The sequence below is a fragment of the Thalassospira profundimaris genome (assembly GCF_003326795.1).
Taxonomy (GTDB): domain Bacteria; phylum Pseudomonadota; class Alphaproteobacteria; order Rhodospirillales; family Thalassospiraceae; genus Thalassospira; species Thalassospira profundimaris_C.
Genome location: NZ_JPWI01000002.1, coordinates 279,655 through 304,301, shown reverse-complemented (window position 1 = coordinate 304,301; position 24,647 = coordinate 279,655). Strand labels below are relative to the sequence as shown.

Here is a 24,647-nt window from a genome sequence, read left to right as displayed (position 1 = left end):
TTCGGGCAAAAAGCAAAAGCCGGTGCAATTTTTCAATCGCACCAGCCTATGGGCATCAATGATTTAATCGGTTTTCCCGATCAGAATCAGGCGGGGACCTGACCCATTTCCTTGCGCAGCTGGCTGCGCAAATTGTCGATCGAAACCAGACGTCCGTCACACTTGTAATGCCAATAAGTCCAACCATTACAAGCCTGTGCGCCCTGGACATGTGCGCCGATCTGATGGATCGAACCGGCATTGTCCTTGTGGCTGATCGAGCCATCGGCACGGACCATCGCAGCCACATTGCCACGGTTGTCATAGATTTTGTCGCCCGGCGACAGCAGGCCGCGTTCGATTACCGCACCGAACGGAATCCGCGGCAAAGAGCGTTTCGATTCGGTCAGTTCAAGGCTGTCGCCATCAAGCATCTGGACCTTGGCAATCCGATCACGCGCGGCTTCGGCATAGGTTTCTTCGCGCTCAAGCCCGATGAAGTGACGGCCCAGACGACGTGCCGCAGCACCGGTCGTGCCCGTCCCGAAGAACGGGTCAAGAACCACATCCCCCTGACGGGTGGTTGCCATCAGAACGCGCTGAAGAAGGGCTTCGGGTTTCTGGGTCGGGTGGACCTTTTTACCCTTTTCATCCTTGAGACGTTCCGAACCCGAGCAAATCGGCATCAGCCAGTCAGAACGCATCTGAAGGCCTTCATTCAGCTGTTTCATCGCTTCATAATTGAAGGTGATGGCTTTCTGCTCTTCGCTTTTCGAACACCACAGAAGCGTTTCATGCGCATTGCAGAAACGTTTGCCGCGGAAATTCGGCATCGGGTTGGTTTTGCGCCAGACAATGTCGTTGAGGATCCAGTAACCGATGTCCTGGAGCATGTTACCAACGCGGTAAATGTTGTGATACGAACCGATCACCCAGATCGCGCCGGTATCCTTCAACACCCGGCGCGCAGCCGTCAGCCAGTCGCGGGTGAATTCGTCATAATGGCGGAAACTGTCAAACTGGTCCCAATGGTCGTCAACAGCGTCGACCTTGGAGTTGTTCGGACGCAGCAGATCGCCGCCAAGCTGAAGGTTATAGGGCGGATCGGCAAAAATCAGATCAACCGATTTTTCCGGCAAGCTGTTCATCAGCTCGATGCAATCGCCGACCAGAACCTGATCAAGTGGTAAAGTTGCTTTTTTAGTCATGATGCCTTCTAGGTTCCCCCTTGAAATCTTGAGGAAAGCATCAACCGAAATAGTTAATGAAAGGGTTAACCAGCTTCGAAATTTTTCTTTGGCGACTCCGAAATTTTTCAAGGATTCGCATTGTGTTAGAAAGTGGATGATCTGTTTAGACAATCTTAACCGGTCTGCTCCAAAAACCGGAAGATTTTGGGTCAGCAATCCACCCCGCCCCCAATTGCCCGATCACGCGGTCAGACCGGCCGGACTCCGCAGGGCTGCTTTCTGTTTGATCCCCCGAATGTCACACATCAAAAGCGCAAAATCACCTTTTGGGTGAATAAACAATAACTTATACACGCCAAAAGCCGGTTTTATTGCGCCAAAGGTCCGGTTTTCCGGGTAAAATAACAAAAACTGACCATTTGGACAGAACACCCTTTGCCTCATTTCTGATCGTGTATACAATCTGCCCACAATCTATGCACAAAAGTTGAACTTCGCATAACGGCAATAACCTTCAGGGGGACAAAATGAAGTCAGGCACTTTTAGCCTTTCCCGCCGTGCATTGCTTTCGGCCATGGCGGCCGCAGCAGCAGTGGTTTCCTTTGGCTTTGGCACGCCCGCACAGGCCGACCCGCTTAAAGTTTCGGCCATTTACACCGTTCCGGTCGAACAACAATGGGTTTCGCGCATTCACAAGGCGCTGAACGCAGCCAAGGAACGTGGCGATATTTCCTATGAGTTTTCTGAAAACGTCGCCAATACCGACTATGAGCGCGTCATGCGAGAATATGCCGAAAACGGATCTGACCTGATTGTTGGTGAAGTCTTTGGCGTTGAACGCGCAGCCCGCAAGGTTGCTGCTGATTATCCGAAAACGGCCTTCCTGATGGGATCAAGCTTTGCCCCGGATGGCGACAATTTCTCGGTCTTTGACAACTTCATTCACGAACCGAGCTATCTTGTCGGCATGGCTGCCGGTGCGGCGACCAAATCGAACAAAATCGGCATGGTTGGCGGTTTTGCCATCCCGGAAGTCAACCGTCTGATGCATGCCTTCATGGAAGGTGCAAAATCGGTCAACCCGGATGTTGAATTCATGGTGACCTTCATCAACAGCTGGTACGACCCGCCCAAGGCCAAGGAAGCATCCTTCGCGATGATCGACAAGGGTGCGGACGTCATGTATGCGGAACGTTTCGGCGTATCTGATGCGGCCAAGGAACGCGGCATTCTGGCAGTTGGCAACGTGATCGACACGGCTGCTGATTATCCGGGCACCATTCTTGGTTCGGCGCTCTGGCACATGGAAGCAACCATTGATCACGCCATCGAAGCGGTCAAAGCTGGCAACTTCAAAGCCGAAGATTACGGCAAGTTCAGCTACATGGAATTTGGCGGCGGCAGCGTTGTTCTTGATGCAAGCCTCCTTCCGGAAGGCACTGTTGCCAAGGTCGAAGCCAAACAGGCTGAAATCCTTGGTGGCAAGTTCACCGTCACCGTGAATGACGAAGAACCGAAATCTTCGATGTAAGATTTGCTTAAAATGCGGGGGCAGTTCGGTGTAGAAGCCGGACTGCCCTTTGCCGTTTGACCCTGTTTCCCGGGTTTGAACCAATCGGGGCCGTCACCGCACCCCATCATGCCTGTGCTGTAAATCCGATGCAGACATCTTGTCGCCAAGCTTGCTCTTTGCGTTCGGGTCCCGCACCATCGGCACTTCGCCCTACAGCGTGACGCATAAAAACAAAACGGATTACCCGGATGTCATCTGCTGCGCAAACATCACCTGAAATATCCCAAGACCTGCTGCTTGCGCTTGCAGGCATTACCAAAAGATTTGGCCCGCTTATCGCCAATGACGCCATCGACCTGACGGTCCACAAGGGCGAAATTGTTGCCTTGCTTGGCGAAAATGGCGCGGGCAAGACCACGCTCATGAACATCCTGTTCGGTCACTATGTCGCAGACGAAGGCACCGTCACGGTTGCTGCGCGCGATGGAAACCTTGAACAGCTTGAACCGGGTGCCCCGCAGGCTGCCCTTGATGCCGGGATCGGCATGGTTCATCAGCATTTCACCCTGGCCGAAAACCTGACCGGTCTTGATAACATCGTTCTTGGCACCGAGCCGATTTTCCGGCTGCGCCGCGACCGCACCAAGGCACGCGCCAAACTGGCCGAATTGATGGCCGGTTCGGGCCTTAATGTTGACCTTGATCAGCCGGTTCACAAGCTGACCGTTGGTGAAAAGCAGCGCGTTGAGATCCTTAAGGCGCTTTATCGCGACGCACGACTTCTGGTTCTTGATGAACCAACTGCGGTTCTGACCCCGCAAGAAGCCGACAGCCTGTTTGCCATCCTGCGCAAACTGGCCCAGAACGGGCTGGCTGTCATCATTATCGCCCACAAACTGGCTGAAGTTCTGGCCGTATCGCACCGTATTGCTGTTCTGCGCGGCGGTAAAAAGGTCGGTGAAATGATGACAAGCGATGCTGATCATCGCTCGATTGCTGAACTGATGGTTGGTCGTGAAGTTCCAGTCAGCCGCCGCGTCGCGCGCGAGCCGGGCAAACCAGTCATTACGCTAACCGATATCACGATTGATCGCGGGGATTCACGGCGGTCGCTTCATGGCGTTTCCATCATGGCCCGCGAAGGGGAAATTCTCGGGATTGCCGGCGTCTCGGGCAATGGGCAGGCTGCCCTTGCGCAACTGATTGCGGGCCTTGATAAACCCGATCAGGGTTCGGTCGAGATTTTCGGTGAAAAGGTCGAAAAATTCGACGCCCACAAATTTGCGCAAAACGGCATCGCCCGCATCCCCGAAGACCGCCATCATGATGGCATCGTCGGATCGATGACGGTGGCTGAAAACATCGCCATCGAAGATGTCCGTAATGCCGGTTACCAGAAATTCGGCTTCCTTGATTTCGATGCTATTCGCAAACGCGCTGAACACGCGATCAAGGATTATGATGTCCGCTGTCCCGGCCCGGATGCGCCAGCGCGCCTTTTGTCGGGCGGTAATATCCAGAAACTTATTCTGGCGCGTGTTCTGGAAAAATCACCCAAACTTATTCTGGCCAATCAGCCGTCGCGTGGCCTTGACGTTGGCGCGCAATCCGAAGTCCATCGCCGCCTGCTTGAAGCGCGTCAGAATGGTTCTGCCGTAATTCTGATTTCCGAAGATCTTGATGAACTTCTGACCATTTCAGATCAGATTGCCGTTATCCATGCCGGTCACGTCACACCGGCAATGGCAACCGACACCATTGATCGATCCGAACTGGGATTGATGATGGCCGGCCAAAAGAAAGTCCATCATGCCTCTACCAACGCACATTCGGGAGAAACAGCATGATCCGCTTTGAACCCCGCACCAATCCAGGCCCGGTTCTGACCTATGGCGTGCCGGTCATTGCAGCTGCCATTGCCATTTTGCTTGCCGCCATCCCGCTTGCCCTTGCCGATGCCCCGATTATCAAGGCCTATGGTCTTATGATCACGGGTGCCTATGGTTCAGTTTTCTCGATTTCGGAAATGCTGACACGCGCAACGCCCCTGATCCTGACGGGCCTTGCTGCTGCCATCGCATTTCGCGCCAAGCTTTGGAATATCGGTGCTGAAGGACAGCTTTACATGGGGGCCATGGCCGCTGTTGCCATCGGATCGGGTGCGATTGATGGCCCAAGCTGGGTCATGATCCCGATTATCATGATTGCCGGTGCAGTTGCCGGTGCGCTGATGCTGATCGGGCCGACATTGATGAAAACCCGTCTGGGTGTGGATGAAGTCGTCACCACGCTGCTTTTGAACTTCATCGTTCTCCTGTTTGTGCAAATGATGCTTGAAGGCGCGCTTAAAGATCCGATGTCGATGGGCTGGCCGCAGTCCGAACCGATCATTGACAGTGCCGTGTTCCCGCCACTTCTGGAACGGATGCGTGTTCATTTGGGTCTGATCATTGCACTGATTTCGGCGATTGCGCTTGCGATCTTTGTCAAACGCACCGTCTGGGGGTTTGAAATCCGCGCCGTGGGTGAAAACGCCGCCGCCGCCAGGTTTGCAGGCATCTCGGTGACCAAAACCATGATCCTTGTTGCCGCCCTTTCGGGGGGGCTGGCCGGACTTGCAGGTGTTGCCGAAGTTGCCGGAACACGAGGGTATCTCGCAACCGATCTTTCGCCCGGATATGGCTATGCCGGAATTGTGGTTGCCATGCTTGCCCGTTTGTCGCCGGTTGGCGTCATTGCATCTGCGCTGTTTGTGGCATCGGTCTTTGTCGGTGCTGATTCCATGAGCCGTGCCATTGGTGTTTCAAGCTATCTCGCGGATCTGATCGTCGCGATGGCGTTGCTTTGTGTTTTGATTGGCGGCTTCTTGACCCGGTTTACGGTTCATTTTGATCGCAAGACGGCCGGTTAAGGGGAAAAGACATGGAAATCATTGATATTCTTCTTGCCGCCAGCTTCTGGGAAGCCGCCATTCGTATCGCGACCCCGCTGATATTCGGGGTTCTGGGCGCACTTGTGTGCGAACGCGCCGGGGTCCTTAACCTTGGCATCGAGGGTATTTTTACCGCCGGTGCCATGGCGGGCTGGATGGCGGTATGGCTAGGTGCCGGACTTTGGGGCGGCGTTCTTGTCGCAGCCCTTGCCGGGGGCTTCTTTGGCCTGATCCATGCGATCCTGACTGTGCCATTGGGCCTTAGCCAACACGTATCAGGCATCGGGGTGACGTTGCTTGCGACCAGCCTTTCCTATTTCACCTATCGCACGGCATTGCCCGATGTCTCGTCCCCGCCGCGCATCGAACCGTTCCGGCCGCTTGATATTCCGTTCCTGTCAGACTTGCCTTTCATCGGCCAGGCACTGTTTTCGCAAACCGCAATGACGATGCTGGCCCTTGTTCTGGTGTTTGTCACCGGCTGGGTTCTGTATCGCACCCCGCTGGGTCTTGCCATCCGGGCAGTTGGCGACAATCCGTCCTCGGTCGAGGCACAGGGACTTTCGGTTTATGGTTTGCGCATCGGTGCCGTTGTTGTTGGGTCATCGCTGATGGCCTTGGGCGGGGCTTTCCTGACCATGTCGGCCTTTGACGCTTTCTTCTTTGGCATGATCAATGGCCGTGGCTGGGTTTGCATTGCGCTGACCGTCTTTGCAAGCTGGCGCCCTGGAAAAGCATTGATCGGCGCCCTGTTGTTCGGGGCCTTTGATGCGTTTCAGGTTCGCCTGCAAACCGAAGTCGGGGCATTCCTGCCCTCACAGGTCTTCCTGATGATGCCCTATATCCTGTCGATCATCGCCCTGATTGTTGTTGCCCGTAAGGCCGATTACCCCAAGGCACTTCTGGTGCCATGGTTCAAGGGCCAGCGTTAAGTATCACTTCCAAACGTCTCTGATTTTGCGACCACCACACCAAGGATGACGCCATGCAAGCCGATCTGATTTTGAAAAATGCCAATATCGCCAATGGACAGGCGGGCGTTGATATCGCTTGTAGCAATGGAAAGATCGTCGAGATTGGCGAAAACCTGAACATCCCCGCGACCGAGGAAATCGATTGCGGCGGCATGCTGGTCAGCCCACCCTTTGTCGACAGTCACTTCCACATGGATGCGACCCTGTCCCTTGGTCTACCGCGCATGAATGAGTCGGGCACCCTGCTTGAAGGCATCGCCCTTTGGGGGGAGCTCAAACCACTTCTGACGCCGGAAGCCGTAATTGAACGTGCCCTTAAATATTGCGATCTCGCTGTGTCCAAGGGCCTGCTTGCAATCCGCAGTCACGTCGATGTTTGCGATGACCGTTTGCTGGCCGTTGATGCGTTGCTGGAAGTCAAGAAACAGGTCGCAACCTATATCGACCTGCAACTGGTTGCCTTTCCGCAGGATGGCTATTTCCGCAGTGCCACGGCCAAGGAAAACACCATTCGTGCGCTCGACAAGGGTGTCGATGTTGTTGGCGGTATTCCGCATTTCGAACGCACCATGGCCGATGGTGCGCAAAGCATCAAGGAGCTTTGCGAAATGGCTGCGAACCGCGGCCTGATGGTTGATATGCATTGCGATGAATCGGATGATCCGCTGTCGCGGCATATCGAAATGCTGACCTATGAGACCCAGCGTCTGGGTCTTCAGGGTCGCGTTGCCGGATCGCACCTGACATCCATGCACTCGATGGACAACTATTACGTCTCCAAGCTGATCGCCCTTATGGCCGAGGCCGAGGTTGCCGCCATCGCCAACCCGCTGATCAACATAACCCTTCAGGGCCGTCACGACACCTATCCGAAACGTCGCGGCATGACCCGTGTGCCGGAACTGCGCAAGGCGGGACTGACGGTTGCCTTTGGTCATGATTGCGTTATGGATCCTTGGTATTCGATGGGATCGGGCGACATGCTTGAAGTCGCATCGATGGGACTTCATGTTGCACAAATGACCTCACGTGATGATATCCGGGCCTGCTTTGACGCCGTAACGGTCGAACCTGCCAAAATAATGGGACTTGAAGGGTACGGGATCGAAATCGGTAACAATGCCGATTTTGTCATCCTCCAAGCCCGCGATACAATTGAAGCCATTCGCATGCGGGCAAACCGTCTGTTTGTCATTCGGCGCGGTAAAATCATTGCCGAAACCCCGATGACCCAGACCCGCCTGCATCTGGCTGATCGCCCGGACCATGTCCGCGAACATGAATACACCCCCGGTCAGCAATCAACCTGACCGGGCATTGATACATCACTACTGAACGGACGCTGCCATGTTCTATGAACCCGGAAAAACGCCACATAACCTGCCGCATGATCCGTTCAAGGCCTGTGTGGCGCCGCGTCCGATTGGCTGGGTTTCCACGCTGGATAAAAACGGGCGTCCGAACCTGGCGCCCTATTCGTTTTTCAATGCCGTGCATGGCAATCCGCCAATGGTGATGTTTTCATCCGGCGGATCCATCGACAGCCTCAGAAACGCGCGTGATACCGGAGAATTCGTTGTCGGTGTCGCTCCCAGGGCTATGCTGAAAGAGTTGAATTTCAGTTCGGCCCCGCTGCCGCCCGAAGAAGATGAATTTGAGTATGCCGGTCTGGAAAAGCTCCCCGCCAAATGCGTGAAACCATACCTGATCAAAGGCGTTCCGATCCATATGGAATGTGAAGTGTTCCAGATTGTCGACCTGCCCAGTTCCAATCCGGAACGTCCGTGTGCCATGGTGATCGGAACCGTAATCGGGCTGCATATTGATGACGCCATCATTCGCGATGGTATGGTCGATATCACCCTGTTTGAACCGCTCGCGCGGCTCGGTTATCAGGAATATGCCAGCGTATCGGAGACCTTTACGGTACGACGCGAAGATTTCTGGAAATAGAAAACCGTTAACCAAAAGATCGGTTTCATCAAAACGACGCCCAAGCGCAAACAAACTGTCACAGAGACTCTCTAATGTGATCAGGAACACAGTTCGCTCGAACATTTCCGGGCTTGAGCTGTGTCTTTTTTACATTTTTCAGATTTTTCTGTGGGGGAATCATTCCATGAAACGGACGTTTGCAGCGGGCGTCGCCGGCTTTGCAGCTTTGCTGCTTGCCAGCTCGGCAATGGCTGGAGAAGCCAAGGTTTTCGAAACCAAAAGTGCGATCAACAATCTTTCGACCGTGATGGTTGAGGGTGGCAAGGCCCGTGACCTGACCGTTGGGCTGGGATCTGGTGCCTATCGCCGTCCGGGCGACCCCGTCAATATGTTCTATGCGGTTTCCGACCGTGGTCCGAATTTCGTTTGCGGTGACGTTCAGGATGTCCTTGGTGTATCCGAAGACGTCGTCTGCAAAGGCAAGAAAGTCCGTATCTATCCGACCCCGGATTATTCGCCGTCGATCTACACCATTTTCCTCAATGAGGATGGCAGCTTTGACATCAAGGATGTCATCACCATCAAGGATCAGAAAGGCGTTCCACTGACCGGCCTAACCAACAAGCTGACCGTTGCAAAAACCGAAAAACCGGTTGATGCCAACGGCAATGCGCTTGAACAGTCTGTATCCTCGATTGACGCCGAAGGCATCATTCGCCTTTCGGATGGCTCCTACTGGATTGGTGAAGAAAACGGTCCGTCCGTTCTTCATGTAGCTGCCGATGGCACCGTGATCGAACGCATCGTTCCTGCCGGTTCGGAAAAAGACTTCGAAGGCGCTGCATACAAAATCACCGGCGGTCTTCCGGCAATTCTAGTCACCCGTCAGACCAACCGTGGCATTGAATCCATGGCGGTTTCCCCGGATGAAACCAAACTGTATTTCATGGTTCAGAACCCGCTGGCCAACCCGAATGCCGATGCCTACAAGGCGGCCAAGAACACGCGCCTGTTCGTTTATGACCGCGTAGCCCAGAAGCTTGCCGGTGAATATATCTATCAGCTTGATGATCCGCAGACCTTCCGTAACGATCCGTCCAAGAAGCAGAATGCCCCGCGCATTTCCGAAGTTCTTGCTCTTGGCAATGATCGTCTTCTGGTTCTCGAACGCACCGACAAAACCACCAAGCTTCACGAAGTCAAGCTGGATGGCGCAACCAATATCCTCGCATCGCGCTGGGATGACATGTCCACCAGTCCGACACTTGAACAGGAAAACGATCTTTCCAGAATTGATCTGGTTGCTGTTTCCAAAACCCTGCGTTTTGACAGTGCTGATTATCCGGAGGCACCAAACAAGCTCGAAGGGCTTGCCATCATGGGTGACGGCGCGCTTGCGATGATCAATGACAATGACTTTGGCATCAAGGGCGACCCGACCAAGGTGATCCTGATCGACGGTCTGGTTCAGGCCGATAAATTCTGATTTGCCTTTTCCCGGATTGGCACATCAAAGCAGGAAAGCTGTTATGCAGCTTTCCTGCTTTTTTATTGCCTGAAATGGGCGTAAAAGCAGGCCCATGATGACAAACACACAGACATTCGACACCCCGGACGGCATTACCGCCGTCATCGAGCCCATGGATGCAACCGGCTATCTCGCCCCTGTCGGGTTCGAGGAGCAGTTGTATAACGAACTGGGCGACGTCATTGAGCGCCACGACCGGTTGATGTTCGCACCCGGTCCCGAACGGCGTGTTTTCTGGGCACAGAATGTCTGGCGCAATCCGGTCCGCATCGCCATTCCGTCGATCAAGGGTGCTGCCAAAATCCTGAAATTCAATCAGCGTAACTGGGCCCTGTTCAAGTTCGATCATTTTTCCCGCGCCAAACTGATCGAGGGGCATTTGCCCCATGTATCGGCGAAACGTCAGGTATTTGGTGAACCGGCCCCGACCGCACCGCTCGGATCCTGGACCCTGATTGATCCTGATACGATCATCGCATCGGCAGATTGCTCAAGCCCTTGGAAAAACGGCGAAATCGAGTTTGAGGAAGACAAGGTTACCCCGCCAAACCGCGCCTATCTGAAACTGTGGGAAGCCTTTACCCGTCTTGGTGCCGCGCCGCAGGCCGGTGACCGTACCATGGATCTGGGTGGCAGCCCCGGCGGCTGGACATGGGTGCTTCATGAGTTCGGCACCGATGTCATTTCCATCGACAAGGCACGCCTTGACACCAAGATCGCCAGTCTGCCACGTGTTGATTTCCGACAGGAAAGCGCCTTTGGCCTCAATCCGGAAGAAATCGGCTATATCGACTGGCTGTGCTCGGATGTGATCTGCTATCCTGATCGCCTGTTTACACTGGTCAATCAGTGGATGGATGCAGGCATGGCGACCAACTTTATCTGCACCATCAAATTGCAGGGCGATACAGATTATTCGGCCATCACCCAGTTTGCCGATATCCCCGGATCAAAGGTCGTGCATCTCTATAACAACAAGCACGAACTGACCTGGATGAAGGTGCCGGGCGTTACCGATCAGGATTGATCCAGCTGCCTGATCGCAGGATCAAGCGGATAGTAATCTCCTTTATCGGCACAGAAAATCTGCCCGGCTGTCCTGATTCCTCCGGTCTGGTCAAGGGTTCCGGGCATAACCGCCATATGCTCGGTACGCACAGGACGCCAGAACAGCCCGGTCCCGCATTCCTTGCAGAAACCCCGGTCCGTCTTTTCAGACAGACGATACCAGCGTAATCCGTCATCACGCACCAGTTCGAGATCCTGCCGATCAAACCGCGCATAGGAACTGACATGACCGTGCAGCTTGCGACACAGATTGCAATGACACATCACGGTATCATTGATCGTTCCGTTGATTTCAAATCGAACCGAACCGCAGTGACAACCGCCTTGATAGGTCGGTTTCTGTGTAGAATTTTGGGCCACCCTGACCTCCCCTGACCGGTGATGTATGGTTCATCTTAATCTGTCTTGCCTTGCCCAAATTGCAAGCACAGCCGCAAACACGACCATCCGGACGCCTGTTCAGCACGAATTCATCACACCATTTCAGACAAATATGTTTGAGATTGCCGAAAAGCAGTCCTATTCTGCGCGTCTGTTCGGAGCCAGATGATGACGCCACCGCGCCAGTTCCTGCCATCTGGCACCGCCCGAAAGTGATGGGATAAAATGTCCGAAAATTCTTTCCATTATGATGTGCTTGTCATCGGTAGTGGTGCTGCCGGTCTGTCCACCGCCCTTAAACTTGCCCCGCATGTAAAGGTCGCAGTCCTGTCCAAGGGCAAGATTGATGACGGCTCCACCAACTGGGCGCAGGGCGGGATTGCCGCCGTTCTTGATGCCACTGACAGCATTGAAAACCATGTCCGCGACACCCTGATTGCCGGGGCGGACCTGTGTAAACGCGAAACCGTCGAATTCGTCGCGGCCAATGCACCACGCGCGATTGCATGGCTTGATGAACTCGGGATTCAACTGACCCGCGATCCTGACGGGGATAACAGCCAGCCATTCCATCTGACACGCGAAGGCGGACACAGCCACCGACGCATCGTCCATGCCGCAGACGCCACCGGGCGCGCTGTGCAGACCACCTTGCAAAGTCAGGCGGTCAATCATCCCAACATCAAGATTTTTGAAAACTACCTTGCGATTGATCTGGTGACGGATCGCAAGTTTGGCGGCGAAGGTCGTCGCTGTATCGGTGCCTATGCCCTTGATCTCGATACCGGCACCGTCAAATCATTCAATGCCCGCACGGTTGTTCTGGCTACCGGTGGCGCAAGCAAGGTTTACCGTTTCACATCCAATCCGGATGGCTCCACCGGGGATGGCATCGCCATGGCATGGCGTGCAGGTTGCCGCGTAATGAATATGGAATTCAGCCAGTTCCACCCGACTTGCCTTTATCACCCGCAAGCCAAATCATTCCTGATTACTGAGGCCGTGCGCGGCGAAGGTGGCAAGCTTTTGCTGCCTGATGGCACACGTTTCATGGACCGGTTTGATGAACGTGGCGAACTGGCACCGCGCGATATTGTTGCGCGCGCGATTGACCATGAAATGAAACGTCTGGGTGCCGATTGCGTTTATCTTGATATCACCCATAAGGGTGCGGATTTCATCAAGGAACATTTCCCGACCATTCATGAAACCTGTCTTGGTTATGGCATCGACATGACCAAACAGCCGATCCCGGTTGTCCCGGCGGCCCATTACACCTGTGGCGGGGTTCTGACCGATCTGCGTGGTCGGACTGACCTGACCGGGCTTTATGCCATCGGCGAATGTGCTGGTACCGGTTTGCACGGGGCAAACCGTTTGGCGTCGAACTCGCTTCTTGAATGTCTGGTATTTGGCGAATCTGCCGCCAATGACATTATCGAAGCCCTCCCGGTCGAGGATCACTTCAAGCCGATCCCCGACTGGGATGAAACCGGCATCACCGATTCCGACGAGGAAGTCATTGTTGCCCATAACTGGGAACAGTTGCGCAACGTTATGTGGGACTTTGTCGGGATTGTCCGCACCACCAAGCGTGTTCAGCGCGCGCAACATCGCGTTGACTTGCTGCTGTCCGAAATCGATGAATATTACGGCAATTTCCGCGTCACCAATGACCTTCTTGAACTTCGCAACCTGTCCGTGGTTGCCAAGCTGATCATTCAATCCGCCTTGTGGCGTCGCGAAAGCCGTGGCCTGCATTACACCACGGACTATCCGGACCTTGATCAAAGCGGCTCGCCGCGCCAGACCATTCTGGTGCCTGAAAACTTTGCCGGTCGCTGGGTGATTTCCGGCCAGTGGAAGACCTGATCTGTCACAGCATTCGGGAAGAACCATGACTGTCAAAGCAGAACTGATCGGCATTGCCCGCAAGTCAAAATCGCGCGCGCCAATGGAATCACTTGATCAGGTTACGGCAAGCACAGATCTTGGCATTGACGGCGATTACCGGGGAAAGCTGCGTCGTCGTCAGGTGACAATATTGGCAGAAGAAGGCTGGCAGGCAGCCATCAATGAAATCAACAGACCTGATCTGCCTTGGACAACCCGCCGGGCGAACCTTTTGGTGCGCGGAATTGATCTGCCACGTGAAAAGGGCAGTAAACTTGTGATTGGTACCGTAACTTTTGAAATCACCGGGAAAACCGATCCTTGCAGCCGGATGGATGACGCCGCTTCCGGGCTCATGGATGCCATGACGCCGGACTGGCGTGGCGGGGTGACCTGCCGGGTGATTGAAGGGGGTGAACTTCGCCTTGGCGACAGCGCCTTTGTTATTGAAACTACGGGCTAACTCACCTATCGCGGCTTTGCCGAAAGATACGTCGCAAGTTCGACCGGATTAAGCTCCACAAGGTTAGCCAGCGCGATATAGGGATCACCATCGATCTCCAGCAATTTTGCAAAGGCTGGTTCGGTTTTGACCCCGGTTTCCTTTAACGCACGCACGTCATCGGCAAACCCATCGCCCATCAGATGAAGAATACGCGCCTCCACCAGCATATGGACAAAGCCATATTGCAAGGTCGCCGGGCAGTCGGTTGCAAAGATCTCGACAGGCAAATCATCACATGTAAAGCGCACAACCAGCGCCGGCCGGATATTCCGCGTCGCTTGGCGTTCATGACATGTAAACCCCGACATCGCCCCGAATGCGCGCAAGGCAAACTGTTCGAACGCAGTTAAATCAGATGCATGGCAAAGAATATCGATATCTGATTGCGCGGTATCAATGCCGATCGGTAATGTCCCCGCGATGACCGGATCAAATTCAGCCAATGTCTCCAGAATGCGATAATCGCGCAGAATTCCGGCGGCGGAGAGCCCCCGTGACGACGCCTGTTCCAGACCATCAAGACCACGGAAATGATCGATACACAGTTGGTCTGGCCAATTCATTACTGTTTGGTTCATTTACAAAACCATTCTGTTTCTTGACCCGATTGAACATTGCGGGGATATCTGATTGTTGCAGCCATTCCAACAAGATGGTTCTTACCTGCCACCTGCGCACTTCCTTGATCGCGCCAAACCGGAAAGCCCGTACGCCCCATGATTGATATTCTGGCGATCACGTCACCGATCTTCATGATTATCGCAATCGGATATTTCGCCGTCTATCGCAACATCGTTCCGCAAAGCATTACCCGCGGCATGGGGGCGTTTGTAATGAACTTTGCGTTGCCTTGCCTTCTGATTCGGGCATTGGCACAACGCGATCTGACCGAAGTCATTGAACCGGTTTATCTTCTGGCTTATGGCGGTGGATCGCTTTTGGTTTTTGCCTTTGGATATCTTTATGCGCTTAAGGTCGCCGGGAAAGGACAGGCGAATGCCACCTTGCAGGGACTTGGCATGTCGATGTGCAACAGCGGCTTTGTCGGTTATCCCGTCGCGTCTCAGGTCTTTGGCCCGACCGCCGAAATTGCACTGGCCCTGTGCGTTATTATTGAAAACCTTGTGATGATGCCGCTTGTTCTGGTGCTGGGCGACAGTTCACAGAATAACGGCCAGACCCGCATGCAGGTTCTGGGCAAGGCATTCCTCAATCTTGGCCGTAATCCGATCATTATCGGTATCATGATCGGATTGGTAATTTCGCTTTCCGGGATCACGTTACCAATGCCGATCTTCAAGGTTGTTGATATGCTGGCATCTGCGTCCGGGCCGGTTGCATTGTTTGTTATTGGCGGCGGCCTTGTCGGGCTTAAGCTTAAAGGTCTGCGTGCGGACATGGCCCGCATCGTCAGTGCGAAACTCGTCCTCCATCCAATTGCAGTCTTCGTTCTGGTTTACTTACTGCCCGGTTTCGACCCGACTTTGAGGATCGCGTGCGTCGCATTTGCCTGTTCCCCGATGCTGAGCATCTATCCGATTTTCGGTCAGCGTTATGGCCATGAAGGACTTTGTGCAGCGTCCCTTATGATGGCGACGTCCCTGTCCTTTATCACCATCAGCACGGCGTTGTGGTTGCTTGATACGACAAGTGTCTTTGGCCCGCTTCCCTAGGAAAATCGGCAAGCAACAAGGGCGGTCAGAATATGTATGACCGCCCTTGTTGTTTAACGTCGTCCAAGTACCGGTTTTAACCCGGCCGCTGACCAAACGGAGGACGCTGTCCCGGGAAACCACCACCCGGAGGAGGGCCGCGACGACCATCTGGTCCACCGCCACCGGGACCTCCGCCGCCCGGGCCACCCGGCTGCATTCCGCCCGGTCGCTTGTCAAAGCTTGGATCTGGAATCCCTGCGAGCACGCGCGGAATGAACGGGAAGCTTTCGGTGACGAAATAGGCATAGGTGCCTTGCGGGTATTCCGGCGTCACGGTTTCACGCCCATTGGCTTCATCAAGATCGCCAAGGCCGGGGACAAATTCGAAATCCTCGCCATAGGTACCATCGTATTTCCCGCCCGGACCACCTTGGCGCGTTCCGTTCTTAACCTGCCATGAACTGCGCAAAGCGGTTACCGGTGATCCCGGATCATCGGGATTTGAATAGCCGAACATCGCATAGACCGGGAACCCGTCAGCCGCAAAACCGATGCGAATGGAATGCTGGCTTGGTGACCAACTTGTGATCAGGCCTTTTGGCACGCCATGATAGTGATAGGTCCCGTCGGGCTGCACATGGGCATTGTTCTGATCAAGGCCCAGATCAAGCGTGGGTGAAATCGCTTCGTAGCGCCAACCCGACTGACGATCACGGTTCCAGAACTCGCCCGTAAACGGATCAAACGGCACACCGTTCACGGCAACTCCGAAAAGATTACGCGGATTGGGCATGAAACGTCCGCTGCGTTGCGGATTGATCGGCATACGGAATTCAAGTGACTGGGCCTTGATCGAATTGGGATTCCGGCGATTGGGAAAACTGCCCGTTGCGTGATCGGGGATCGCATTCGACGTGATATAGCGATACCGGCCGTCTTCACGAACACTGATTTCGTTTGAAAGTGCCCAGGCTTGCCGCGTCGGGTTCAGGACCATGCCGGCAAGCGGCAACATTCCCAGTCCGACCAGAATGTTGCGGCGCATCCGGTCGACTTCTTCGCGCGTATCACCGGCATATTTGCCTTCATCCATCGGTTCATGATGGTGGTGGTGCTGCTGGTGATGGACATGTGCATGTCCAAGCTGTTGATCCTGAAGCGCATGAAGCTCGCCTCTTGTCATTTTCGGCACTGGACTTCCCCCCAAAGGTAATCGTGACGTTATCCCTTTTATCTGGCGATAACGTCACGATGTTCCAGCGAAAAATGCACCCGATCCAAATTAACCGGGAATTCCCCCTGCATGGGCAAGGATTTCCTCGGCCTCGCGGATTTCCTGTTGCTGTGCCCACATTTCGGAATAGAGACCTTCCATAGCCAGCAATTCCTGATGACGCCCGCGTTCGGCCACCTGACCATCACGCAGGACAATAATTTCATCAGCATCAATCACGGTCGACAGACGGTGGGCAATCACAAGGGTGGTGTGACCACGCGATACTTCGCGCAGGGCCTGCTGAATGTCTTTTTCCGTTCTTGTATCAAGGGCGGATGTGGCTTCGTCAAAGATCATGATCTTGGGCCGTTTCAGCAACATGCGCGCAATGGAAACACGCTGCTTTTCGCCACCTGACAATTTAAGGCCACGTTCCCCGACCATGGTTTTAAAACCGTCTGGCAAGGCCGCAACAAAACCATCGATGCTGGCAAGTTTCGCAGCATTTTCGATTTCGCTCTGCTCTGCGCCGGGGCGGCCATAGGAAATGTTATAGGCAATGGTGTCGTTAAACAGCACCGTGTCCTGCGGAACGATACCGATGCTTTGACGCAAGGAATTCTGGGTAACATCGCGGATATCCTGACCATCAATGGTGATCCGGCCACCCGACACATCATAGAACCGGAACATCAGTCGGGTCAGGGTTGATTTACCCGCCCCGCTTGGGCCGACAACGGCAACCGTCTTGCCCGCCGGAACGTCAAAGCTGACACCCTTAAGGATGTTGCGATCAGGATTATAGGAGAAATGCACATCCTCGAACCGGATCGCTGCATCCTGACAGGCCAGCGTATCGGCACCTTCCTTGTCTTCAACCTCCTTGTCGACATCCAGCAACGAGAACATCCGCTCCATATCGGTCAGGGATTGCTTGATCTGGCGATAGACAAAGCCAAGGAAGTTAAGCGGCATGTAAAGCTGCAGCAAATAGGTATTCACCAGCACAAAGTCACCCACTGTCATGGTGCCGTCTTTGACACCCTGAGCCGCCAGCAACATGTTCAGGACAAGCCCCACCGCAATGATCGCACCCTGCCCGACATTGAGCTTGGAAAGTGAAACCTGTGACTGAACGGCGGCAACCTCATAGCCACGAAGGGCTGCGTCATAACGCTTGGATTCATGGGCTTCATTATTGAAATACTTGACCGTCTCGTAATTGATCAGGCTGTCGATGGCCTTGGTGTTTGCTTCGTCATCGCGCTTGTTCATTTCGCGACGGAACTTCATGCGCCATTCGGTCACGACCAGCGTAAAGACGATATAAATCACGATGGTGACAAAGGTAATCAGCGCAAACCAGACATCATAAAGTGCCCACAGAATCGCCGAGACCATGAAGATTTCAAGCAAGGTCGGCAGAATATTGAACAGCATAAAGGACAGAAGGAATTCGATCCCCTTCACACCGCGTTCAATCGCCCGCGAAAGTCCGCCCATCTGGCGATCCAGATGGAACCGCAATGACAACCCGTGAAGATGTTCAAATACGCTAAGCGCCGATCTGCGAATGGCGCGCTGGGCCACCTTGGCAAAGACCGCATCGCGCATCTCGCCAAAGGCCGACACAAGAATACGCACAAGACCATATCCAATGATCAATGCAACCGGCACGACAATCAGGGATGTGGTATCGGTACCAGATGACTGGACCGCTGCCCCGGCCTTGTCTCCACCGCCAAGCGCATCGACCGCATATTTGTAAAGAACCGGGATGTAAACGTTTGCGACCTTGGCACCGACAAGAAACATCAGTGCGATAACAACACGCGCCTTAAGCTCGAACTCGCCACGCGGCCACAAATAGGGCAAGAATGTTTTGACGACGCCGAACTCTGCGCGTGCAGTCGGCTGATCGGAACCCATATTTTTCAATTTCTTATCCCCAAACAGGTACCGAACGGCATTGCGGGATGCGCGCGGTATATCTTTTCCTTCTGTCATCAACAGATGGACCGGGAAGCCGCGTTTGGCAAGCATCGTCGATTGTTTATCGACTTAAGGTCATTGCAGAGCGCGGGTTTGATGTCTATTTTGTCAATTTGTTGATAAAATCTCAAAACGACGGGTTTGAGACATGTGTGTTCAAATCATTTTCTAGGAACGGAATCAGGACCATGACGGCGCTTGCCAGTATCGAAAGCCAGGACATCGCTGCACTTATGCGCGAAATGGGTATGAATGCCCGCAAAGCTGCACTCGAACTTGCACAGGTCCCGGCCGAACCAAAAGTCGCTGCCCTCAAAGCGGCGGCTGCGAAACTGCGCGAAAACGCCGAAGCCATCCTTGCTGCCAATGCCAAGGATATGGAAGCAGGCCGTGCAAAGGGCCTGACCGCCGCCCTTCTGGACCGTCTTGCCCTTGATGCAGGTCGCATTGAGGGTATTGCATCGGGTGTCGAAGCAGTCGCAGACCTTCCCGATCCTGTTGGTCGCGAACTGGCACGCTGGAGCCCCGAACATAACGGGCTTGATATTGCCCGCGTTTCCGTACCGCTTGGCGTGATCGGCATCATTTATGAAAGCCGCCCGAACGTTACCGCCGATGCCAGCGCGATGTGCATCAAATCGGGCAATGCTGCGATCCTGCGTGGCGGGTCGGAAAGCTTCCATTCCTCACGCGCAATCTTTGACTGCATGGTTGCAGGTATCATTGAGGCTGGCCTGCCTGAACATGCCATTCAGATGATCCCTATCACTGATCGCGCAGCCGTCGGTGAAATGCTGAAACTGTCCGATTATATTGATGTGATTGTTCCGCGCGGCGGGAAGTCACTGATTGCGCGCATCACCGATGAAAGCCGCATTCCGCTGTTCAAGCATCTGGAAGGCCTTTGCCACACATATGTTCATGCCAGCGCTGATCCGCAAAAGGCTGTCGACATTGTCGTCAATGCCAAGATGCGTCGCGTCGGGATTTGCGGTGCCACCGAAACCATCCTGATTGACAGTTCGGTTGCCGGACGCCTGTTGCCGCGTATTGCCGAGGCACTGGTCGCCAAGGGCTGTGAACTGCGTGGAGATGAAACAGCACAGGCGGTTGATGGGCGGATCAAAGCTGCAACGTCTGAAGACTGGGTCACTGAATATCTTGATGCAATTGTGTCGATCAAGGTTGTTTCGGGCGTTGAAGAGGCCGTTAATCACATCAACACCTATGGCTCGCACCATACCGATGCGATCATTGCCGAAAATGCCGCCGCAACGACGACCTTCCTCAACGGGGTTGATTCGGGGATCGTGATTGTCAATGCCTCGACCCAGTTTGCCGATGGCGGTGAATTTGGCATGGGTGCGGAGATCGGCATTTCGACCGGGAAGCTTCATGCGCGCGGTCCGGTCGGAGTCGAACAGCTGACCAGCTATAAATACATCGTTCGCGGTCAGGGTCAGACCCGTCCATGACCGTACCTGCGCCAAGATCGCATGTGGCACCAAAACGCGTCGGATTGCTGGGCGGGTCGTTTAATCCCGCCCATGAAGGGCACCTGCATATCTCGCTGGAAGCCTTGAAACGCCTGCAGTTGGACGCGGTTTGGTGGCTGGTGTCACCGCAGAACCCGTTAAAGCCGACAACCGGTATGGCCGATCTTGCAGATCGCTTTGATTCTGCACTGATGATGGCAAAGCATCCCCGCATTGTTGTTTCTGCAATTGAAACCGAGCTCGGAACCCGCTATACGGCCGACACTCTTGCAGCCTTGCAGCGTCGTTTTACCCAAACACGGTTCGTTTGGCTGATGGGAGCAGACAACCTGGCCCAGTTCCATAAATGGAAATGGTGGGAAAGGTTGATTTTACGTGCTCCCATTGCGGTTATCGACCGTGAGGGGTATTCTAACAAGGCATTGTCCGGGACCGCTGCGCGCCGTATGGAACGCTGGCGTATTCCCATGGACAGGGCGGGTTTGCTGGCCGATCTGGATGTTCCGGCCTGGGTATACCTGCCAATCAAGCGCCATCCGGCTTCTTCGACCGCAATCCGCGCCGAAGGCAGATGGCAGGTGTAAGCAAACGGTGATCTGGGCATTCGGTTCAAACCGGTCCAGCACGTGGAACATTAAGGTGGCGACCATAGGTACCGCAAAACAAACTCTTCAGTCTGGCGAAATGCTTGCACTGATCAAGAGTACCCTCGAAGACGACAAGGCCGAAGACCTTGTCATCATTGATCTGACCGATAAAACCTCTCTTGCCGATCATATGATCATTGCAACTGGCTCGTCCTCGCGTCGCGTGGCTTCCATGGCAGAACATATTGTCGAGGCAATCAAGGATGCCGGTCAGGGCCGTGCAGCGGCAGAAGGCAAGGAACAGGGTGACTGGGTTCTGGTTGATACCGGCGACGTCATTGTCCATCTGTTCCGTCCGGAAGTCCGCGCCTTCTACAACATCGAAGAGATGTGGGGCGTTGAAAACCCGGCACTGAAACAGCAGGCAGCGCGACTGTACTAACAGTCCGCGCAGCCCGGCTGCGCCCGACTGATATCGTTTCATTCGGGCGCATATCTGACCGATTGCAGCATAACGGCCAGGATCATAACCATGCAAATCACCCTTGCAGCCGTGGGCCGGATCAAAGCCGGGCCCGAAAAAGATCTGTTTGACCATTATGCTGCCCGACTGCGCTGGCCATTTGTCGTGCGCGAAGTCGAGGAAAAGAAAAAGCTACCGCCCAATCAGCTTAAAGACCGCGAAGCAGAATTGCTGCTTGGCGTCATTCCCGACAACGCCTTCCTGATCGCGCTTGACGAACATGGCAAGGAATATGGCTCCATCGAGTTTTCGCAAAAACTTGAAGGCTGGATGGATCAGTATGCCGGAAATATCGCCTTTGCCATTGGCGGGGCAGACGGCCATGGCGCGGCACTGAAATCCCGCGCCAACACGCTTTGGTCGCTTGGCAAGGCAACATGGCCCCATATGCTGGTCCGCGCATTGATCGCCGAACAGCTGTTTCGGGCCCACGCCATCCAGACCAATCATCCCTACCACCGCGAATAAGGTCTTTACGCTTCCCTGTTCGTGACCAGACCTTCCAAAATTCAATGACAGCAACTGATGACCGAGTGAAGAAACAACTTCTCTCGTTTTTCGTGTATGTTGCCTTGCAACATAACGCCACACTCGCTAATCTTTCCCCATAAGAAAAAAACATTCCCAAAATCAAAAATACTCTTGGGTAGTGGCGAGGCTTTAAAAAATGGAACAGACCGTCCTTTCGGCACATCATGTCGCCGATGACGCAAACAGTAGCGTTGTGGCCAAAGCACAGATCAAAGATCTGATGCGCGGTATTTCAACCGCACTCGATTACATCCAGCACCTTCTGGAATTTGCCAACACGGCTGGCGAAAGTCAGGACAGCCTGATGCGCGAGATCGATGTCCGGTCTAACAATCTGCGCGCCGGTCTTGATGAAACCCGTCGCGAAATTGCCAATAGTACCGACGTCGCCCGGGATATTCAGAACACCACGCGCTCTACCGTTGCCTGCAAGACCGAGGCCATCAGAAGCGACCTTGAACGCATCAGCGCGGAACTTGAAACCAAGGCCGAAGGTGCCAACAAGGTTCTGGGTGCAATTGAAGATATCGGCAAGGGTATCAAGCTTCTGGCTCTTAATGCCGCGATTGAGGCGGCGCGTGCCGGTGACCATGGTCGCGGCTTTGCAGTTGTCGCCAAGGAAGTCGGCAATCTGGCGCAAAGTACCATGCAACGCACCAACGAGGCCGTCGATCTGATCGACCTGTCCGATGTGACCTGTGCCTTACGCCAAAGCATGGCCAATATCGGTAGCGACCTTGACAGTCTGGGCAACGAGATCGAGGCATCCCTTGCCACCTTGCAGGAACGCTTTGCCAATATGTCGGATCGTCTGGCTGACATCTCCGAACATAATCAGGTGGTATTTGAACTGCTTGCGGGAAGCAAGGATGCGTCCGCGCGAACCCGCAACAAGGTCACATGGGCCCGCACGGATACCAGAAACCTTGCCGGAAGCCTTACAGACACGGGCTCGGCTCAACAGAAACTCGCGAGCTTCCTTAAGACCAATCATCTTCATGATGACCCGACCTATGATCGGCTGGCCGACATCAAGGCACGTGGCAAAATCCGGATCGCCATTGAACCGGCCTTTGTCGGTCTGTCTTTCCGCCTGAAACCGGGTGACCCGCTGCGCGGTCTTGATGCCGATTATGCACGCGCACTGGCGAAATGGCTGGGCGTTGAGTGCGAATTCGTTGAACATCCGTGGGACTTGCTGACCGAACTTCTGTTTGTTGGCAGCAAACCCGGAACCCCGGCCGCCGATGTGGTCTGGAGCGCCCTTCCCCCAAGCGAGTTTTATAAGGGAGTCGCCTATTCAGATACCTATACATATCTGAATTTCGCCCTGTGTCGCCGGGCGGGAAATACCGGTATTAACCGGCTTTCCGATCTCAATGGCAAGGTACTTGGCATCATCAACGACCCGGTCGCCTTCATGGTACTTGAAGAACAGGGGCTTCGCTGGGCAGGCAATGAAAACAAGCCCGGTGGTATTGCCAAACTTTCCAACCTGATCGCCTATAGCGACCAGACGCGCCTGCATGATGCACTGGCCGACGGGGCCGTTGATGCCTTTGCCGTTGATCAGCCGATCTTTCACTGGGCCGCAAACAATCCCGAAAGTCCCTGGCACGGCCGGATTGAGGTCCTGCCAGGCAGTATCCTGCCACTGCCATACTATTACACCGCCGCTGTCGCCTCCGATCCGGCATCCTATACCCTGCTGTGTGCCATCAATGACTTCATTGGCAGGTTCCGCACCACCCCGGAACGGACCGAAATTGAAAAGCTTTGGCAGGGGCAGGCGATCACTCATCATCTGACCTACAAGGACGAGACCGGCAATCTGATCGGGGCTGATGAGCTTGCCAGCAGCTATCATGCACATTGCAGGAAATTCGGCCTCAATCCGGTCAATCCGTCATCATTGTAACGCATTAAGCCTCTGGCGCGATGAGGGTATCGGCACTATCATCGCGCCATGGCAGCAAACAAAAAATCCCTGCGACAACAACGCATTCTAGGCGAACTGGATCATGAACCGTCCTTGCGGATCATTGATCTGGCAGAACGTCTTGGTGTCTCGACCGAGACCATTCGTCGTGACTTTGACGAACTGACCCAGCAGGGATTGATCAACCGGACCTATGGCGGTGCGGTGCGCCGGCAATCAAGCGAGCCGGGCCTGAATGAACGACACAAGCTTCACATTGCCGAACGCGAACTGATTGCCCGTCAGGCGATGCCGGTTCTGGCCGGTGCCCGCCATATCATGATCGGGTCCGGTGCAACCACGGTGCATGTCGCCAAGCGTCTGGCTGTGACCATGAATGATCTGACCGTGATCACGCATTCCTTCGGGGTCGCGACCGTGCTTGCGATCAATCCGACCATTCGCGTGATCATGGCACCCGGTCTTTATCACGCCCAGGAAGGTGCGATGCATGGTGCACAGACCATCCGGTTTCTGGAAAACTATCGGGTGGAATGGGCAATTCTTGGGGCCAGCGGCCTTGATGGTGACGGCGCAAGCGACGCCATGATTGATGCATCCGAGGTTTACGCCGTAATGATGGAACGCGCCACGCGCAGCATGATCGTCGCCGACCACACCAAATTCAATCAGTCCTTCCCGGCGCGCTATTGCGAATGGAATGGTGTGGATGTTCTGGTCAGTGACCAGAAGCCGTTGGGCGCACTGGGTGAAACCATTCGTGCCGCCGGTTGCGTGATCAAGGCCAAACAACCCGACTGAACACTCAT

General features: G+C 54.4%; 22 protein-coding genes. 17 read left to right on the top strand and 5 right to left on the bottom strand.

Going from position 1 to position 24,647, the window contains the following annotated elements; translation table 11 throughout:
- Positions 1-86: 86 nt before the first annotated feature.
- Positions 87-1,187, bottom strand: a complete 1,101-nt coding sequence (locus tag TH30_RS05780; protein WP_114097119.1) for a site-specific DNA-methyltransferase — start codon at positions 1,185-1,187, stop codon at positions 87-89.
- Positions 1,188-1,696: 509 nt separating this feature from the next.
- Between TH30_RS05780 and TH30_RS05770 the strand changes: the two genes are divergently transcribed.
- The 8 genes from TH30_RS05770 to TH30_RS05735 all read left to right on the top strand — a co-directional run bounded on the left by TH30_RS05770 (position 1,697) and on the right by TH30_RS05735 (position 11,079).
- The gene (locus TH30_RS05770; protein ID WP_114097117.1) at positions 1,697-2,701 is read left to right on the top strand and encodes a BMP family protein; all 1,005 of its coding nucleotides are present in this window, start codon (positions 1,697-1,699) and stop codon (positions 2,699-2,701) included.
- A gap of 230 nt (positions 2,702-2,931) precedes the next feature.
- A complete protein-coding gene (locus TH30_RS05765; RefSeq protein ID WP_114097116.1) occupies positions 2,932-4,530 on the top strand; it encodes an ABC transporter ATP-binding protein in 1,599 nt (532 codons plus the stop codon).
- Positions 4,527-5,594: an ABC transporter permease gene (locus tag TH30_RS05760; RefSeq protein WP_114097115.1), complete on the top strand. Its 1,068-nt coding sequence runs from the start codon at positions 4,527-4,529 to the stop codon at positions 5,592-5,594. Before TH30_RS05765 ends, TH30_RS05760 begins: the two co-directional genes overlap by 4 nt.
- A gap of 11 nt (positions 5,595-5,605) precedes the next feature.
- Positions 5,606-6,547, top strand: coding sequence for an ABC transporter permease (locus tag TH30_RS05755; RefSeq protein WP_114097114.1), 942 nt, complete (start codon positions 5,606-5,608; stop codon positions 6,545-6,547).
- 53 nt (positions 6,548-6,600) lie between these two features.
- Positions 6,601-7,899 (top strand): amidohydrolase family protein, encoded by a 1,299-nt coding sequence (locus TH30_RS05750; protein WP_114097113.1) that lies wholly within the window; start codon positions 6,601-6,603, stop codon positions 7,897-7,899.
- A 37-nt stretch (positions 7,900-7,936) separates the two neighbouring features.
- Positions 7,937-8,542: a flavin reductase family protein gene (locus TH30_RS05745; RefSeq protein WP_114097112.1), complete on the top strand. Its 606-nt coding sequence runs from the start codon at positions 7,937-7,939 to the stop codon at positions 8,540-8,542.
- Between the two features lie 166 nt (positions 8,543-8,708).
- Complete coding sequence (locus tag TH30_RS05740; protein WP_114097111.1) at positions 8,709-10,010, top strand: esterase-like activity of phytase family protein; 1,302 nt, start codon at positions 8,709-8,711, stop codon at positions 10,008-10,010.
- Positions 10,011-10,107: 97 nt separating this feature from the next.
- Entirely contained in the window at positions 10,108-11,079 is a 972-nt protein-coding gene (locus tag TH30_RS05735) for an SAM-dependent methyltransferase (protein WP_181850159.1), read from the top strand.
- Here TH30_RS05735 and TH30_RS05730 read toward each other — a convergent pair.
- Positions 11,070-11,480: a GFA family protein gene (locus TH30_RS05730; RefSeq protein WP_258548621.1), complete on the bottom strand. Its 411-nt coding sequence runs from the start codon at positions 11,478-11,480 to the stop codon at positions 11,070-11,072. The genes TH30_RS05735 and TH30_RS05730 overlap by 10 nt on opposite strands.
- 246 nt (positions 11,481-11,726) lie before the next feature.
- Between TH30_RS05730 and nadB the strand changes: the two genes are divergently transcribed.
- Together nadB and TH30_RS05720 are read left to right on the top strand one after the other, a co-directional pair.
- Complete coding sequence (gene nadB / locus TH30_RS05725) at positions 11,727-13,373, top strand: L-aspartate oxidase (protein ID WP_114097110.1); 1,647 nt, start codon at positions 11,727-11,729, stop codon at positions 13,371-13,373.
- Positions 13,374-13,398: 25 nt separating this feature from the next.
- Positions 13,399-13,857: an MOSC domain-containing protein gene (locus TH30_RS05720; protein WP_114097109.1), complete on the top strand. Its 459-nt coding sequence runs from the start codon at positions 13,399-13,401 to the stop codon at positions 13,855-13,857.
- 5 nt (positions 13,858-13,862) lie between these two features.
- Here TH30_RS05720 and TH30_RS05715 read toward each other — a convergent pair whose 3' ends face one another.
- Positions 13,863-14,462, bottom strand: a complete 600-nt coding sequence (locus TH30_RS05715) for a DUF4269 domain-containing protein (protein ID WP_181850158.1) — start codon at positions 14,460-14,462, stop codon at positions 13,863-13,865.
- Positions 14,463-14,615: 153 nt separating this feature from the next.
- On the opposite strand from TH30_RS05715, the gene TH30_RS05710 reads away from it, so the two are divergent.
- Positions 14,616-15,572, top strand: coding sequence for an AEC family transporter (locus TH30_RS05710; RefSeq protein WP_114097107.1), 957 nt, complete (start codon positions 14,616-14,618; stop codon positions 15,570-15,572).
- 76 nt (positions 15,573-15,648) lie between these two features.
- Here the strand turns inward: TH30_RS05710 and TH30_RS05705 are convergent, their stop codons facing one another.
- Both TH30_RS05705 and TH30_RS05700 read right to left on the bottom strand, forming a co-directional pair.
- Positions 15,649-16,737: a YHYH protein gene (locus TH30_RS05705; protein ID WP_258548634.1), complete on the bottom strand. Its 1,089-nt coding sequence runs from the start codon at positions 16,735-16,737 to the stop codon at positions 15,649-15,651.
- 99 nt (positions 16,738-16,836) lie between these two features.
- Complete coding sequence (locus TH30_RS05700) at positions 16,837-18,699, bottom strand: ABCB family ABC transporter ATP-binding protein/permease (protein WP_114097208.1); 1,863 nt, start codon at positions 18,697-18,699, stop codon at positions 16,837-16,839.
- 251 nt (positions 18,700-18,950) lie between these two features.
- On the opposite strand from TH30_RS05700, the gene TH30_RS05695 reads away from it, so the two are divergent.
- From TH30_RS05695 to TH30_RS05670, 6 genes are all read left to right on the top strand, one after another.
- On the top strand, positions 18,951-20,237 hold the full coding sequence (locus tag TH30_RS05695) for a glutamate-5-semialdehyde dehydrogenase (RefSeq protein WP_114097106.1): 1,287 nt from the start codon (positions 18,951-18,953) through the stop codon (positions 20,235-20,237).
- Positions 20,234-20,842 (top strand): nicotinate-nucleotide adenylyltransferase, encoded by a 609-nt coding sequence (locus TH30_RS05690; RefSeq protein WP_114097105.1) that lies wholly within the window; start codon positions 20,234-20,236, stop codon positions 20,840-20,842. The genes TH30_RS05695 and TH30_RS05690 overlap by 4 nt, the downstream gene beginning before the upstream one ends.
- Positions 20,843-20,897: 55 nt before the next feature.
- Positions 20,898-21,287, top strand: a complete 390-nt coding sequence (gene rsfS, locus TH30_RS05685) for a ribosome silencing factor (protein ID WP_309471199.1) — start codon at positions 20,898-20,900, stop codon at positions 21,285-21,287.
- 90 nt (positions 21,288-21,377) lie between these two features.
- On the top strand, positions 21,378-21,836 hold the full coding sequence (rlmH, locus tag TH30_RS05680) for a 23S rRNA (pseudouridine(1915)-N(3))-methyltransferase RlmH (RefSeq protein ID WP_114097103.1): 459 nt from the start codon (positions 21,378-21,380) through the stop codon (positions 21,834-21,836).
- Positions 21,837-22,035: 199 nt separating this feature from the next.
- Positions 22,036-23,817 carry a methyl-accepting chemotaxis protein gene (locus TH30_RS22625; RefSeq protein WP_114097102.1) on the top strand — a complete coding sequence of 594 codons (1,782 nt, stop codon included), beginning with the start codon at positions 22,036-22,038 and terminating at the stop codon, positions 23,815-23,817.
- A gap of 48 nt (positions 23,818-23,865) precedes the next feature.
- Positions 23,866-24,639 (top strand): DeoR/GlpR family DNA-binding transcription regulator, encoded by a 774-nt coding sequence (locus tag TH30_RS05670; RefSeq protein WP_114097101.1) that lies wholly within the window; start codon positions 23,866-23,868, stop codon positions 24,637-24,639.
- The last annotated feature ends 8 nt before the right edge of the window (positions 24,640-24,647 follow it).